Origin of the sequence: Chamaesiphon sp. GL140_3_metabinner_50 (genome assembly GCF_025361915.1) — a bacterium.
Taxonomy (GTDB): domain Bacteria; phylum Cyanobacteriota; class Cyanobacteriia; order Cyanobacteriales; family Chamaesiphonaceae; genus Chamaesiphon.
Genome location: NZ_JANYJC010000205.1, coordinates 1 through 15543 on the forward strand (window position 1 = coordinate 1; position 15543 = coordinate 15543).

Here is a 15543-nt window from a genome sequence, read left to right on the forward strand (position 1 = left end):
TTACATATTACCCGCCGCGATCGATGGGAAGCAGCCAAAAATCTCGGTACTTACAGTAGCGAAACATTAGCTACCGAAGGATTTATCCATTGCTCTACTCTAGCTCAAGTTATCGGCTCGGCAAATCGGTTTTTTAAGCAGCAAACAGATCTAGTCATCCTCGTAATCGAAATCACTAAAGTCACACCAGAGATTCGCTACGAAGGTGCCGAAGCAAATAATTTATTCCCTCATATTTACGGCAACCTCAACATCGACGCAGTAACCCAAGTCATCGATCTCGAAACCAGCCCAGACAACTCATTCCTCATGCCCAAAGAATTAGTTAATAGTTGACACTTCGGCTCCGCTCAGTGCAAGAAGTTGAAAGTTGAAAAATTAAGCTATCTTCTTACTCCTTACTCCCAACTCCCATCTCCTTACTCCCAACTCCCATCTCCTTACTCCCAACTCCCATCTCCTTACTCCCAACTCCCATCTCCTCAATGAAAATTGCCACCTGGAACGTTAACTCAATTCGGACGCGACTAGAAATAGTAACTAATTGGTTGCAACAAAGTCAGGTTGATGTGTTGTGCGTTCAAGAAACTAAAGCGATCGATAGCCAATTTCCGATCGATGCGATCGCCGCCTGCGGTTATCATGCCTATATCTCTGGGCAAAAATCATATAACGGCGTGGCAATGTTTAGCAAGCAACCATTAACTAATGTGAGTTATGGTTTTGGGGGCATATTAGACGCGGAACTAGTCGGAGATTTAGACACACAAAAGCGGGTAATTACTGGCAACCTCGATGGTGTCCAAATTGTCAATCTTTATGTGCCTAATGGCAATTCTGTAGACAGCGATAAATACCCCTACAAGCTGCGGTGGTTGGAGTTATTAGGCATATATCTAAAAACCTCGATCGCATCCGGTCAGCCTTCGATTTGCGTCTGTGGAGACTTTAATATTGCCCTCGAAGATCTCGATATTCATACCAAAACAGTATCGCGAGATCGGGTGATGGCAACTGACGCAGAACGAGACTTATTACGTAAGTCAGTTATCGATTTAGGCTTTCGAGATAGCTTCCGCAAATTTACATCTTCAGGCGGACATTTTAGCTGGTGGGATTATCGCCAACAAGGTTTCGAGCGCAATCGCGGTTGGCGAATCGACCATCTTTATTTAACACCAGATTTGTTCGATCGGGCTACTAGTTGTTCGATCGATATCGAGCCACGTAAATTAGTCCAACCCAGCGATCATACCCCGGTAATTGTCGAGTTATAATCATACCAAATAAAAAAAGTCGGGGTAATTTATGAATTGTCCCTACCTTTTTGAGAAATGCGATCGATCTTAATGACGATCGTGAAATTGAGATCGAGTGGCAAACTAATCGATGTCAGGTATAGCAAGTAGCCTCATTCGTACTTTATCATCTTCAACCACACTAAAATGACCATTCCAGTCATCTCTAAGTGCGATCGCCTTGGCTACTTTTTGAGCAATTACCAAACTAGAAGGGGCCTTAATCCGAAACAAAATAATGCCAGCAGTAGCAAGTAACTTGTTACGAAAAGCCAATTCACCAAAGTCCTTATCAAACGTCAAAATAATCCGGTTTTCGGTTTGAGCGCGTTCTAATACTTGAGGATCGGCAATACCCGGAGAATCAGATCTAATCCACGCTACATCATGTCCACTTTGCCGGAGTGCCTCAACAGCATCTAATGGGAAATTTTCATCAGCAAGGAACCGCATAAACTAAGCCGGAATAGCATAGACTTTTTCGGACTGAAGCGATGCACTGGCATAGCTCAGACAGGCTTGAATATCCTCGATCTCGATCCCTGGATAATTTCGCAAAATCTCGTCTGTACTCCAGCCCTGAGCCAGCAAATCGATGATAAATTCAACGGCTAGTCTAGTGCCTTTAATTGTTGGCTTACCAACTAAGATATTGAGATCGAGCGTAATTCGAGATTGCCAGTTCATGATTTTTCAAGTATGCCAACGGGGAAAAGTTAAATAAGCGATCGGTATCGAGTCTCTTCATTTTACAACTTGCGTGCAAACCTGCCCAGAAACTTCCACGGCATAACTCGATCTAATCGATAGAATAAAAGATATCTAGAGTCTAGATATCTTTTATTAATTTTAGTCAGCTACATATCGCCAACCTTCAGGTGAGTATTCGCGTTGGATGCGGATTTCCCAATCACCTTGAGGAATAGTTACCTGTGCGTGTTCCTCGTGGGTAAGAATGGCAGTCGGCGATAAAACTTTGAGATATAATACGCCGTCCCGCTCGAATAATTCGGCTTCACCATTACTAATTTGGTGGCGATGTCCGGTAACTTCACCTTCGGCTAAAGTCAGGTGTGGAAGTTTGGTACCTGTCGCGGCTGTGTCGCTAGGAATAATAATAACGTCGCCTTGTCTGATAATTGGATTCATAGATTTTAAACCTCGATACTTATAAAAATATGTACTGTATTTAGCCTACCCAATCTTAGTTATTAAACAGCAGTTACCTTAATTCTCGTCCAATGTCCAAGGGTAATTTCATCGCAAGACGCGATCGAAATATCGGACATAATCGCGATCTCTTTGCCATTTACCATCGTGCCATTCGACGAACCGATATCGCGCAATACCAGCGCACCATCGGGATGCAGAGTCAAAATCGCATGACGCGAAGAGACAGCATCGTCTAAATCGAGCGGAATTTCGGGATGGATGGCGCGCGCTTGACTGGTACGCCCGATCAGATTGGTAGGATTGTTTAGGGGAATAGTAATTGGGGCTTGAGTGGGGGCTGTCGGGCTATCTGGCGTGGCTAAAGTGGGATCGATCGAGATGGTAACTTGCCAGCAGCCGAGCGCGGTAACGTGGGGGATTGTGGCATCTGGGAGCGGCTGCGGGGGCTGTGTCGGTGCGGTAGCAGCAAGATTGGCAACAGATTTAATTGGGGGTGGAAAATTCGACAGCGGATCGCCACCTTTAGCACCCGTGAGAAAGTTATAGCCACAAATTTCACAGAAGTTGCCGCTATCTGCCTCATGGGGCGTACTGCAATCGGGGCAAGGTTGAATCGAACTAGAAGATGCGATCGACACGCTCCTAGTCGTTGTCTGGCTCGAATTAGCAGTACTTTGGGCAATTCCCAAACCCATAATTTTCGCCCCACATTCCGAGCAAAAATCGGCTTCTGTTGAATTGTGACCTTTGGGGCAAGTGTACATGAGGAGATGGGAGGTTGGAGATGGGAGGTTGGAGATGGGAGGTTGGAGGTGTGGGAGGTTGGAGGTGTGGGAGGTGTGGAACGCAGTTCCAAAACTTAAATGTTGGAGCCTAACACCCAACCCCTATCTCCCATCTCCTCCCTCCTATCTCCCATCTACTTCTGAATTCTAGCCGTCTTTGTCGATCGAGTCTCTAACATCATTTCATCTTCTTTGGCGACGGTGCGTTTGATGCGGACTGTACCTGCGGCGGCATCTTCGACATCGACGACGGAGCGGAGGAGTTTAGCGGTGGCTTCGTTACCAGAATCATGGGCGATTTTGACGGCTTTACCGAGCTTGACTGTCGCGACATCGATGTTGCCTTGCGCTTTGGCTTCTAAGCCTTCTTGAATGAATTGACTGAGTTCGGCTTGTCCGGTATAGTGAGCGACACGACGATCGATCTTGGCAGTTTTGGCTTCATCTTCCGTCCAAGTTGCCAGAATTTTGGCTTCGGTTATTTTGGTTTCTTGTCCGTTAGTTTGAGTTATTAAACTCGCTCTTCCGGCTAACATTTCATCGCCGACATTGCCCGCATTAATTTGAATGCAGAAATGATAATCACGAGACTCATTACTCCCCCACGCACCTGTAGGATATTCAATAATTCTCTCGCTGACAACCTTAGCGCGACTGGTAACATCGACAATTTCGGGGCTTACCTGCTTGCAAAATAATATCTTCGCACCTACGGGAGTCCACAATCTGAGACTGACATCGCTGACGGTTTTACCCATTGCTTTGGTGAGAATTTCTTGAAAGTCTGCGGCAATCCGATCGGGTGAGGGGATAATATCAGTCGTACCCAATAATTTGGCGGCAATTTTTTGTAATTCACCAACGCGCCAATCGGTACCGACACCGCGACAATCGCACTGAAATTTCCCTTCCGCAGCATCGAGAATGCGAGTTAAATCGTGTTCGTCATTGAGATCGTTTTGCCCATCTGTGAGCAATAATGCCTGACAAATTGCTTGGGGCATTTTATTAAATTCACCCAAAGCGGTATGCAGCCAAGTAGACATTAAAGTACCGCCATTGGCACTAATTTCTTTTACCTGACTAATCGCGCGCATTTTATTCTCAGGTACGGCGTTAACTAACGGTACCAATAATTTAGCGCGGCTCGATCCGGTGACGACAAAAAAGGCAGCATCATCAGGGAGTAGATTGATAATTTTAACGATCGCATCTTTAGCTGCAATCATTTTAGCTCCACCCATCGAGCCAGATGTATCGCAAATAATCCCAAATAAGCGTTGATTGGTTATCGGTGCGGCAACTGCTACCCCATCACTATCGCTGGTAGTAATCGTCATGATGGCGTTTACTTCTCTGGCACCTTGGGGAAGGTAAGGATTTTGGAAGACTTCGGCGTTAAACATAAAGTTGGGAGATGGGAGTTGGGAGATGGGAGTCGGAAGTTAGCAAGTTCCTAACACTTGGATTTTACGATCGTCGATCGAAACTACTTAATTACTGTCAATTCTCGTTCTCGAAGAGGCTACGCCAACGAGCGATTGCTAAATACTTGGGAGAATAAGCGATCGGTTATGCAAACTAGCACTACTCTATTACTAAAATACCCACTGTAATATTATCTTGTCCACCTTGTTGATTGGCGAAGCGAATCAGGTGACGGGCGATGGGGAGGCTGTGCGAATCGTTTGCCTGTTGAAATAGATGGTAAAGATAACCGGGATCTGGGGCATAGTTCCATAAGCCATCGGTACACAGGAGTAAATAACCCGCACTAGGGATGGCAAAAGTCACGATCGAAGGTTTACCATCATCGGCGGTATCGGCACCCAGCCAGCGGACGATCGCATGTGCGTAGGGCGATGCTTCGGCTTCTTCGGGGGTGTACATACCAGACTCGATCGCATCGCGCATCCAGGAGTCATCTTGAGTGAGCTGGATCGATTTATCTGGGGCGATCCAATAGGCACGACTATCGCCCAACCAGCCGATTGTGGCAATATTAGCTCGTACCAGTGCGGCGACGATCGTGGTAGAAGCAGGATCGATTGAGGATGTCGGATCGATCGGAATTCGGGCGACGGCTTGGAGTGCGGCATCGACACCCTGGCAAATAACCGCCGCCGGATCGTCGATACCTTGTTGCAGGGCTAGTTCGATCGCCTCTAAGCAATTAGTTACCGCAGCTCTGGAGGCAAGTTCGGGATGTTGGGAACTAGATACACCGTCGCAGACGACCATAATATAGATATCGTCGGCAATAAATTTGAGCGCGATCGCATCTTCATTTCGATCGTGTCTGCGCCCGCGATCGCTAGCTCCTGCTAAATTGGGTGCAGGTTGGAGTTCGATGGTATCCGTAGAAATTACTGCTTGACGAAATCCACATTCTATGCAGTATCGTTCCGCATCGATTTTGGCAGGCGGCGCACCACATTTCTGACAACTAATATTACTGACGAGCACCGTAAGTGGCTGCACCAAAGATGAAGGGTTGGATGCGGCTACTAGACTCGCACCACACTCTTCACAAAACCGATCGTCTACTGCGATCGTGCCTCCACATTCATGACAGTTCATAGATATTCGCGTGCGATCTTCAAAACCATTCTACAGGGAGATGGGACTGGGGGACGAGGGGACGGGGTGACTGGGTGACGGGGCGACTGGGGGACTTGGATATTATCAATCCAAAATCCTGTCTTGATTGAAACACTCTGGCAAGAGGGAGCCTCCGCGTGATTTCAGTCGCTGTCTTGTCTCGCTCGATCTGGAGGAAACCTCCAGAGCGCGAACCGCAAAATCCAAAATCTCCCATCTCCAAACTCCGAACTCCCATCTCCCCTAAAGCCTATTCCCCTGTTTTAGCAATGCGACTTTCCAGCCAGATGGGGACGACGATAAATCCGATCGCGATGAATAGAGCTAGAATGGCAAACTTACTCACCCAAGCTAGTAACTGTTCGAGCGAAACTACTCTACCCACGAAAAAGGCTAGTGTTGTCATCACCGATGCCCAAGTCACCGCTCCAACTAAATTAACAGCTAAGAACTTACCAATTGGCATCTCCACGACACCAGCCATCGGACTAGAAACAATCCGAATTAAAGGGATAAATCGACCGAAGAAGACGGCTTTAACCGCATTGTCACTAAATTTAGTTTTAATTTCTTCTAACTGCACTTCTTGAATCCGCAAGACTTTCGCAGCACCTAGAATCAGCTTCCAGCCGCCATACTTGCCCACTGAGTAACCGCCGATGCCGCCGATGAAAGCTCCCATCGCCGCTGATGCCAAGACGAGCCAATAATTTAGTTCGCCACTCCCAGCCAAAAAACCACCGACGATCGTGATGGTTTCACCAGGTAGTGGCAACCCTAAATTTTCTAACAGAATGCCTACAAAGACAGCGAGATATCCGTATTGATTTGCTAGCTCCTGGATTGTCTCTAACGATAGGAATTCCATCTATACCTGAAGAGATGTAACTTTACATTCTTATATTAACTGAGGAATTGGGTAAATTTACAGTTGGGAGATGGGAGTAAGGAGTAAGAAGTAAGGAGTTAGGAGTTAGAAGTTGGGAGTTGGGAGTTGGGAGTAAATCGATACACTACAACATATTTGCATAGAGTATAATGTCGCTATTAAAGATGTCGATCGACGAGCGACGGCTCTTTTCACTTGCTCCGACACCCCCTGATTTCTTGCTGAGAATATGTTTTGTCGATCTAGGTAGGCTAGATTGCACCGATCGCTAGTCGATCGATATCAATTCCTGAGAGATAGTTAACCAACGTTCCACAAAAACTAGGATAATGTCAACAAAAATAGCTGCTACAACGCGATCGATCGAGCCAGATTTAGCTCTGAGACTGCGATCCGATGCAATTTCTCGAATGAAAATCGAGCAGCCAGGAAATATTCTCACTTGCGAAATTCCAGATTGGAGTCCGGGGATGGTGGCAAATGCTAGTTTCTTCAGCCATCCAGAATTTGGTGCCAGATACTTTAGATCCGAAAATAATAGTCAAGAATTTGGTAACCGTTGGCAAGCGGCAATCGGTAATTGGGATGACAAGATCGTTGTCGATATTGGTTGTGGTTTAGGTAATGTGTATGCTGCTGTAGGTGGTTCGCCGCGAGAAATATTGGGTGTCGATATCAGTTATGGCGCGTTAGTAAATGCCGCAAAAATCGGCTATACGCCAATATTAGCCGACGCTCACAATTTGCCTTTTGTCGATGGATTCGCAGATATTGTCACACTCAACGCCGTACTACATCATTGCGATGATATGGCTGGGGTTTTAGCAGAAGCAGCGCGCCTGGTTCGCCCTGGTGGGGTATTAATTACAGATGAAGATCCGTTATGCTATCTGCCAAGCGATCGAGGGGTGGCATTCTTAATTACTGAAGCTAGGAAAAGATTTCCGATGTATTGGTTGCCAGGGAGAGCGGGTATCTACACACCGCCTCACGAAGAAGCTTGGCGATTAGCTACAGAGATTCATAATAGCAAACCGGGCGATGGTGTCACGCCAGCACTTTATCTCGATACTTTAGAGCCGTTAGGGTTTGAGGTCGATCTGTACCCGCATTATCATAATGTCGGCGATGAATTATTCCAAGGGAAAATGGGTAAATTGGGTTTCAAGGATAGCTTGATTAAATTATTAGCTGGGAAAAATGCCCCACAAGCACCTCAATCGATCGCCTGTATTGCGAAGAGATGGGAGTAAGGAGATAGGAGTAAGGAGATAGGAGTAAGGAGATAGGAGTAAGGAGATAGGAGTAAGGAGATAGGAGTGATTACTTCTACAGCCTAAAACCTAAAACCTAAAACCTAAAACCTAAAACCTAAAACCTAAAACCTAAAACCTAAAGCCTAGGAAGCTGGTAATTTTTCGATTTTAACGCCCTGATAGTAGTGAGCTAAGATGCTGGGATACTTTTGCCCCTGTTCGGCGAGATTATAGGCACCCCATTGGCTCATCCCCAAACCGTGCCCGTAGCCGCGTCCGGTTAGGGTAAATCCGGTTGGTGTGGGGGAGATTGTAAAGCGCAGACTGCGGAGCTTGAGGGCGGTTCTGAACTGACTTCCGGTGAAGGTTTGGGTGGTATCGCCGCTAACTGTCAGACTCATAACGCTACCAAATTGGGTGGTGCGATCGGGCACGATCGTTCGTACTTGCTTAATTTTGAGACTTTGACTTAGTTGGGCGAGTGTAAATGGTTGCGTCCACTCATATCCTGGCGAGCCGATATCGTAATCTGTGACACCCCGCAAATACGGCTCCCGACTCAACCAGATATCTTCGACATTCTCTGTATGCCCTCCAGAAGACGCATGAAAGGCAGCCAATATCGGTTTACCCCCATATGTCACAATTTGACCGAGCGTAGCATTAACGGCGGCTTGAGTGGTGTCTGATTCGCTCGATAAGCCGCGATAGACTTGACTCGATTGGGTACTATCGACATCGAAAGGTTTTTGGCTAGTGGCGCGGCTGCGATAGAGGGCATAAGTACGTGCGGCGACGGCTTGAGCTTTGAGAGCTTCGGCAGGAAAAGTCGGACTCATCTCGGCACCTAAGACGCTGTACAGATACTGTTCGAGATTGACATTATTGATGGCTAGTAGTTGTTTGTTAACGGCAATTACCTGCACCCAGCCGCGATACCAACGATCGCCGATCCAGATGTAGCCACCTTGTTGGGGTTTTACCCATAGTTGAGTGACTTTACTATTACCAAATTCAATGCGATCGTTGTTGGCTGTGACGATCGATCCTTGTAAAGGTTGTAGTTCGCCCAATTTTTGACCCTTTTCATCGCTGACGACAGCAGGTGTAGAGCTGCTCAGGTTGACTTGAGCTACTTTGGCGGCGATGGCAACCCGCAATTGCTGAGAATGTGCAGGCGCGATCGCCATCGCCCATATTATTAAAGACAGCCATCCAGTCTGTTTACTCACTTTGAAAATTCGCATCGGGGTCAAAATTTAGCAATCGATCGCTAATCATACCCTAGATGGGAGATGGGAACGTCCGACGTTGGTGGCGCGTCACTAGATGGTAAATTGAGGCAAACACGATCGAAGTGTGAGCCTATTCCGCTACAATTAATTGAAAATCCACGGTTATGAACGTTGTGAGTAACATCCCCCCTCTTGACCTCAAACGGCAGTATCAAGCGATCGGTGCTGATGTCAGTGCAGCGGTATTAGAAGTTTTAGCCTCTGGTGCATACATTGGCGGCTCTGTCGTTCGAGATTTCGAGCAGCAATTTGCTAGCTATGTCGGTACGACTGAATGCGTCGGTTGCAATTCCGGTACGGATGCGCTGTATCTGGCTCTGAGAGCGATGAAAATTGGCGCGGGGGATGAAGTAATTACCACGCCCTTTACCTTCATTGCGACGGCAGAAACCATCAGCGAAGCAGGTGCCAAACCAGTATTTGTCGATATCGATCTGGCTACTTTCAATCTCGATTTGAGTCAATTAGCCGCCGCCATTACGCCCCGCACTAGGGCGATTATGCCCGTGCATTTATTTGGCAATCCACTCGATCTGACAAAGCTGATGTCGATCGCGACGCAGCATAATTTAATTGTGATCGAAGATTGCGCCCAAGCTACAGGTGCCAAATGGAATGGCAAACAAGTGGGGAGCATCGGACATTTTGGGTGTTTTAGCTTCTTCCCTACCAAAAATCTCGGTGCTTGTGGCGATGGTGGGGCAATTACCGTCAACGATCCCGCTCTAGCTGCCGATTTGCGGATGTATCGCGAACATGGCAGCCGTCAGCGATATTATCATGAAGCGATCGGCGTAAATAGTCGCCTCGATGCCATTCAAGCGGCAGTTTTACAGGTTAAACTCCAACATCTCGATCGCTGGAACCAGCAGAGAGCTAAAGTTGCAGCTATTTATCAAGAGTTACTCGCCAATGTCCCCAATATTATTACCCCTCAAGCAACTCCTGGGGGCGAATCGGCGTGGAATCAATATACGATTAGATTAGTGGCACCTGCGGGTATCGATGCTGCGGCTTATCGCGATCGAGTCCGTGCTAGTCTTCTTGAAGTTGGCGTAATCTCGATGATTTATTATCCGCTGCCATTACATTTACAGGAAGTATATCGCGATCTCCATCTCCCGATCGGCAGTTTCCCCAATACCGAACTAGTCAGCCACCAAGTACTCTCGATTCCAATGTTTCCCGAAATTACCTTTGATGAGCAACAACGGGTAGTATACGCCCTCAAGGATGCGATCGCGGCTCATCATACGCCCGAATAGATGCCCCGATCTCGTCCATTCAATTGGTGCGCTGTCTCGCTCTAAATGTACCAATCGAGGCGATTTACACTCAAAAGCCCCCTTTTTAAGGGGGTTGGGGGATTCAGATCTCAAAACGAAGTCCAGCCGACTTGTGTATGGAACCCAATTTGAGATCTTCTATTGACTTTTCAGACATCCTCTAATGTCAAATGTTCAGCAAGCCGCGACTCCAGAATTTCGATAAGTTCTGGATCCATGTATTGATAGTCATCGCTAATATGTAAAACAACTACCAACTTATTAGCAATCAGATCGGGGTATTTTTGCTGAAGAATTGCCGCGTGACGTTTTTCCATTACAAAAATTCGATCCGCCCAATTAATTAAACCCGGTGTAATTTTAATTCTGGCACGATCTGAAGTCCCCGCCGATTTGGCTGTATATCGCTCGCTAGCTGCAAATAAATTGGCTGCTGTCGGACTCCGCCATTGATTGCGACTACAAATAAATAACAATTGCTCTTGATACATTAATTTCGATTTTTAGAACAAGAAATAACGCTGCGCCATTGGTAAAACAGTCGCAGGTTCGCAGGTAAGTAACTCCCCATCCGCTCTGACTTCATAAGTTTCGGGGTTGACTTCAATTCGCGGTAGCGCATCATTTAACTTCAGATCGCGCTTGCTAATTTGACGAGTATTCGATACTGCTAATACCTGTTTTTGTAACTGCAATCGATCGGGTAAAAATTGTTCGATCGCGACTTGAGACATAAACGTAAATGCCGTATTAGTTCTCGCACCACCATAACTACCAAACATCGGACGCATGTGGACAGGTTGCGGTGTGGGAATACTCGCATTCGCATCGCCCATTTGCGCCCAGGCAATCAGTCCGCCCTTAATTACCGTCTCTGGTTTGACTCCAAAGAAGGCAGGTTTCCACAAGCATAAATCGGCAATTTTACCAGACTCGATCGAACCCACATAATTACTGATTCCGTGGGTAATTGCGGGGTTAATTGTATACTTAGCAATATAGCGTTTCGCCCGTAAATTATCGGCAGGTTGATTATCTTGAGGTAAACCGCCCCGCTGGACTTTCATTTTATGGGCGGTTTGCCAAGTCCGAATAATTGTTTCGCCAATTCTGCCCATCGCTTGAGAGTCAGAAGAAATCATACTAAATGCGCCCAAATCGTGAAGAATATCTTCAGCGGCGATCGTTTCGCGGCGAATTCTCGACTCGGCAAAAGCCACATCTTCAGGAATACTCGGACTCAAATGGTGACACACCATCAACATATCCAAATGTTCGTCCAAAGTATTTAAAGTATAGGGGCGAGTCGGATTGGTAGATGAGGGTAAAACATTCGCCTCACCACAAACTCTAATAATATCGGGCGCGTGTCCGCCACCCGCACCTTCGGTATGATAAGTGTGAATAGTGCGCCCCTTAAACGCCCCAATTGTCGCCTCCACAAACCCCGCCTCATTGAGCGTATCCGTATGAATCGCCACCTGTACATCATACTCATCCGCCACATTCAAACAATTATCGATCGTCGCAGGCGTAGTTCCCCAATCTTCATGTAATTTTAACCCGATCGCACCCGCTTCCACCTGCTCGACCAAACCCTGCGGCTGAGAACTATTCCCCTTCCCCAACAACCCAATATTCATCGGAAACGCATCCATCGCCTGCAACATCCGGTGCATATTCCACACTCCCGGCGTACAGGTAGTCGCACTCGTCCCCGCTGCTGGCCCCGTACCACCCCCAATCATCGTCGTAATTCCCGCTGCGATCGCGACTTCAATCTGTTGAGGGCAGATAAAATGAATGTGGGTATCGATCCCCCCCGCAGTCAAAATCGACCCCTCCCCGGCGATAATTTCGGTACCTGGGCCGATAATAATATCGACATTATCTTGAATATAAGGATTTCCCGCCTTCCCAATTTTATAAATCTTGCCATCCTTAATCCCGACATCGGCTTTGACAATTCCCCACCAATCGAGAATCACCGCATTAGTAATGACTAAATCCACCGCACCATCAGCATTAGAGATCGGCGATTGTCCCATCCCATCTCGAATTACCTTCCCACCCCCAAACTTCACCTCATCCCCATAAGTTGTAAAATCGCGCTCGATTTCAATGAATAACTCCGTATCAGCAAGCCGGACGCGATCGCCTGTAGTAGGCCCGTATGTCTGAGCGTAAGCGCGGCGATCCATTCTATAACTCATAGTCAGTTAGGGGATGATGTTTTGCGATCATTTTACTCGAATGACGTATTCTCTGCTTCAGGAATCGATCTAATCCAGATCTAGCAACACTAAACCTTAGTGTTGACAATTAGTTTTCAACATGCAAACATAGTACGTACACAACCAAAGCACGACCAAGCAAACCACATGGAATCGCATCCTCAGAATACTGAATATAAATATTTAAAGGAAAGCTCCCATGCACCTCATTTCTGCTGGCAAACTCAAAGAAGCATCAGCCTTATATCCTGATGTAGAAGAAGTAATTAAGAACTTCTATAAAAAAGTTGAAAAATCAGCATGGCAAAACCTTATCGATGTGCAAAAAGAATATCGAGCTGCTGAGTCAGTTGGCAATTTTACTGTTTTCAATATCAAAGGTAATAAATATCGCCTCATTCTTGACATAGATTATGAGGAGCAAGTCGTTTATTTTAAATATTTTCTGACCCACGCCGAATACGATAAGGAGCAGTGGAAAAATGACCCATACTATTAGCAGAGGGGATTATATTGACTTATTAAACCAAGATCGAATCATTCCCAAAATCATTGAAACGCATGAAGAGTACGAACAGTTTTTGGCTGTAGCTGAAAGATTAATCTTCAAAAAACAGGATCGGACTCCTGAAGAAACTGTTCTATTTAGACTTTTGGTTAAGCTAATTAAAGACTATGAAGAGGAAACATACAACCTTAAAGAGTGGTCGAAAACGTCACCCCACGAGCTGTTACAGCATTTGATGGAAGCTCGTGGGATGAAGCAAGTGGACTTGGTAGGAGTACTCAGTCCGTCGAAAGGGTTGGTGTCTTCGATCGTCAATGGTAAGCGCGCAATTAGTAAGGCACAAGCAAAGAAACTGGGAGAAATATTTAATATCTCGGCTAGTGTATTTATTTAATTAGTCTAGCTATGACATGAATTAGCCCGATCGGGATGGAATCGATCGAAGATCTAAAATTAGCTAGTGCTACAATCGATAGACGGCGATCGGCACTTAACATCAGGCAAAGCCAAGATTTTTATGACTAATGCTCTTTTCAGTCCCGAAGATCTGTCTATTCAAGAAAATCTGCTGCAACTTGCGACTCAGTTGGGACATCCTCTAAATCGGGCATCTGTGGAGCAACTGTACCAAGATGCACGGGATCTCCTCAGCCATGTTTCCCCCGCACCCGTGACGCTGGCGCGTGTGGCGGGGACGCTGTTGGTGTACCACATTCAAGATCCAGCCGCTGAAGAGTTGAAGTGGTTTAAAGCGCAGATCGAGCAATGTGTAGATGAAGAAGAGGTTGAGGAATCGATCGAATCGCTACATCGCGTTGATGGATTGTGATGGGTGGTGAATCTATGCTGATGAATTGAAAGTAAAAAATTTGGCACTCAGGTACATATAGTTTTACAAAAGTTCCGATGAAGATTCTTTTCCTCGACCAAAGCGGTAAACCTGGTGGAGCAGAACTGTGCTTGTTGGATATTGCTAAAACATATCGCGGCTGCTTAGTGTGTTTATTCGCCGATGGCTTCTTTCGCACCATGCTGGAGGAGGAACAGATCCCCGTCAAAGTATTAGCAACTGCAATTGATGTTCAAAAAGACAGCAGTACTCTTCAAGGCGTGTATAGTATCGGACGGCTGCTACCGCTGGCGATCTCAGTTGCACGACTGAGCCGCAAGTATGACTTAATCTATGCCAATACCCAAAAAGCTCTAGTCGTCGGCGCACTAGCAAGCGTCTTGAGTCGGCGTTCCTTAGTTTTTCACCTACATGACATCCTCTCGTTAGAGCACTTTAGTAAGACAAATCAACGAATTGCCGTGACGCTGGCAAATCGGTTTGCATCACTGGTAATTGCCAATTCTCAAGCCAGTCAGTCGGCTTTTATTGCCGCTGGCGGGCAGGCAAAACTGACCCAAGTTGTTTATAACGGCTTTAATCTCGCTGCTTATCGAGATATCGCGTCTCAACGCCAGCCGACTCGACAGGCATTGGGATTTACAGATCGCGATTTTGTGGTCGGACACTTTAGTCGGCTTGCGCCGTGGAAAGGACAGCATTTATTAATTGAAGCACTAACTCATTGTCCCGAATCTGTGAGTGCGATGTTCGTAGGCGATGCTTTATTTGGCGAACGAGACTATGTAACCCAACTACAGCAACAGGTTAAAGATTTACACCTCGAACATCGAGTGCGGTTTGTCGGCTTTCGGTCTGATGTCGCCGAACTAATGGCAGCATGTGACTTGGTAGCGCATACTTCAACCGCGCCAGAACCGTTTGGGCGGGTGATCGTCGAGGCGATGTTGTGCGGTACTCCCGTCGTGGCAGCGGCGGCGGGCGGCGCAATGGAATTGGTGGCAGATGGGGTGACTGGCTGGCTCGTGGCACCTGGCGATCCGGTGAAACTGGCAGCGGTAATTGTGCAATGTTACGATCGACCCTCGATCGCACAGGAAATTGCAGCTACCGCCCAAATCCAAGCCAGTCAACGCTTTGACCTAACGGCGATCGCCCGACAAATCGATCGAATCTTAGTCCGAGTGGTGGGGTGACGAGGGGACAGTATTGCGACGATGCTCGGCAACCACGAGACTGGGGGACGAGTACATCTGGAGGATTGTTGAGCTTGAAGATCGCTGTTTAAAGGTAGAAACGATCGTTTTGTATCACACTACATATTGAAATATTACTGTATATTTAAATATAGTGAGGTATGGATTTCGA

At 46.7% G+C, this 15543-nt stretch carries 18 protein-coding genes; 8 read left to right on the plus strand and 10 right to left on the minus strand.

Features of this window, described 5'->3' with window-relative positions:
• Together Q0R35_RS10160 and xth are read left to right on the plus strand one after the other, a co-directional pair.
• The coding region (locus tag Q0R35_RS10160) for a DUF952 domain-containing protein (protein ID WP_295617109.1) at nt 1-336 on the plus strand (336 nt) is incomplete at its 5' end.
• Between the two features lie 149 nt (nt 337-485).
• Entirely contained in the window at nt 486-1277 is a 792-nt protein-coding gene (gene xth, locus Q0R35_RS10165; protein WP_295617112.1) for an exodeoxyribonuclease III, read from the plus strand.
• A 105-nt stretch (nt 1278-1382) separates the two neighbouring features.
• On the opposite strand, the gene Q0R35_RS10170 is transcribed toward xth, so the two are convergent.
• The 7 genes from Q0R35_RS10170 to Q0R35_RS10200 all read right to left on the minus strand — a co-directional run bounded on the left by Q0R35_RS10170 (nt 1383) and on the right by Q0R35_RS10200 (nt 6725).
• Nucleotides 1383-1751 carry a DUF5615 family PIN-like protein gene (locus Q0R35_RS10170; RefSeq protein ID WP_295617115.1) on the minus strand — a complete coding sequence of 123 codons (369 nt, stop codon included), beginning with the start codon at nt 1749-1751 and terminating at the stop codon, nt 1383-1385.
• Nucleotides 1752-1754: 3 nt separating this feature from the next.
• Complete coding sequence (locus Q0R35_RS10175; RefSeq protein WP_295617117.1) at nt 1755-1985, minus strand: DUF433 domain-containing protein; 231 nt, start codon at nt 1983-1985, stop codon at nt 1755-1757.
• Nucleotides 1986-2147: 162 nt separating this feature from the next.
• The gene (locus tag Q0R35_RS10180) at nt 2148-2447 is read right to left on the minus strand and encodes a hypothetical protein (RefSeq protein ID WP_295617120.1); all 300 of its coding nucleotides are present in this window, start codon (nt 2445-2447) and stop codon (nt 2148-2150) included.
• A gap of 62 nt (nt 2448-2509) precedes the next feature.
• Nucleotides 2510-3235, minus strand: a complete 726-nt coding sequence (locus Q0R35_RS10185) for an FHA domain-containing protein (protein ID WP_295617123.1) — start codon at nt 3233-3235, stop codon at nt 2510-2512.
• Between the two features lie 155 nt (nt 3236-3390).
• Nucleotides 3391-4662 carry a VWA domain-containing protein gene (locus Q0R35_RS10190; protein WP_295617127.1) on the minus strand — a complete coding sequence of 424 codons (1272 nt, stop codon included), beginning with the start codon at nt 4660-4662 and terminating at the stop codon, nt 3391-3393.
• Between the two features lie 181 nt (nt 4663-4843).
• A complete protein-coding gene (locus tag Q0R35_RS10195; RefSeq protein WP_295617131.1) occupies nt 4844-5836 on the minus strand; it encodes a protein phosphatase 2C domain-containing protein in 993 nt (330 codons plus the stop codon).
• Nucleotides 5837-6107: 271 nt separating this feature from the next.
• Nucleotides 6108-6725, minus strand: a complete 618-nt coding sequence (locus tag Q0R35_RS10200) for a DedA family protein (RefSeq protein ID WP_295617134.1) — start codon at nt 6723-6725, stop codon at nt 6108-6110.
• A 350-nt stretch (nt 6726-7075) separates the two neighbouring features.
• Between Q0R35_RS10200 and Q0R35_RS10205 the strand changes: the two genes are divergently transcribed.
• Nucleotides 7076-7999, plus strand: a complete 924-nt coding sequence (locus Q0R35_RS10205) for a class I SAM-dependent methyltransferase (protein ID WP_295617137.1) — start codon at nt 7076-7078, stop codon at nt 7997-7999.
• Nucleotides 8000-8145: 146 nt separating this feature from the next.
• On the opposite strand, the gene Q0R35_RS10210 is transcribed toward Q0R35_RS10205, so the two are convergent.
• On the minus strand, nt 8146-9234 hold the full coding sequence (locus Q0R35_RS10210) for a SpoIID/LytB domain-containing protein (protein ID WP_295617140.1): 1089 nt from the start codon (nt 9232-9234) through the stop codon (nt 8146-8148).
• 167 nt (nt 9235-9401) lie between these two features.
• On the opposite strand from Q0R35_RS10210, the gene Q0R35_RS10215 reads away from it, so the two are divergent.
• Nucleotides 9402-10562, plus strand: coding sequence for a DegT/DnrJ/EryC1/StrS aminotransferase family protein (locus Q0R35_RS10215; protein ID WP_295617144.1), 1161 nt, complete (start codon nt 9402-9404; stop codon nt 10560-10562).
• Between the two features lie 170 nt (nt 10563-10732).
• On the opposite strand, the gene Q0R35_RS10220 is transcribed toward Q0R35_RS10215, so the two are convergent.
• Together Q0R35_RS10220 and ureC are read right to left on the minus strand one after the other, a co-directional pair.
• Nucleotides 10733-11074 (minus strand): protein tyrosine phosphatase, encoded by a 342-nt coding sequence (locus Q0R35_RS10220; protein WP_295617147.1) that lies wholly within the window; start codon nt 11072-11074, stop codon nt 10733-10735.
• A 12-nt stretch (nt 11075-11086) separates the two neighbouring features.
• Nucleotides 11087-12796 (minus strand): urease subunit alpha, encoded by a 1710-nt coding sequence (gene ureC, locus Q0R35_RS10225; protein ID WP_295617150.1) that lies wholly within the window; start codon nt 12794-12796, stop codon nt 11087-11089.
• Between the two features lie 220 nt (nt 12797-13016).
• Here ureC and Q0R35_RS10230 point away from each other — a divergent pair, with 220 nt between their 5' ends.
• The 4 genes from Q0R35_RS10230 to Q0R35_RS10245 all read left to right on the plus strand — a co-directional run bounded on the left by Q0R35_RS10230 (nt 13017) and on the right by Q0R35_RS10245 (nt 15371).
• On the plus strand, nt 13017-13316 hold the full coding sequence (locus Q0R35_RS10230) for a type II toxin-antitoxin system HigB family toxin (protein WP_295617153.1): 300 nt from the start codon (nt 13017-13019) through the stop codon (nt 13314-13316).
• Nucleotides 13300-13719, plus strand: coding sequence for a transcriptional regulator (locus Q0R35_RS10235; RefSeq protein ID WP_295617157.1), 420 nt, complete (start codon nt 13300-13302; stop codon nt 13717-13719). The genes Q0R35_RS10230 and Q0R35_RS10235 overlap by 17 nt, the downstream gene beginning before the upstream one ends.
• Nucleotides 13720-13785: 66 nt before the next feature.
• Nucleotides 13786-14154, plus strand: coding sequence for a hypothetical protein (locus tag Q0R35_RS10240; protein ID WP_295617160.1), 369 nt, complete (start codon nt 13786-13788; stop codon nt 14152-14154).
• A gap of 77 nt (nt 14155-14231) precedes the next feature.
• A complete protein-coding gene (locus Q0R35_RS10245; RefSeq protein ID WP_295617163.1) occupies nt 14232-15371 on the plus strand; it encodes a glycosyltransferase family 4 protein in 1140 nt (379 codons plus the stop codon).
• The last annotated feature ends 172 nt before the right edge of the window (nt 15372-15543 follow it).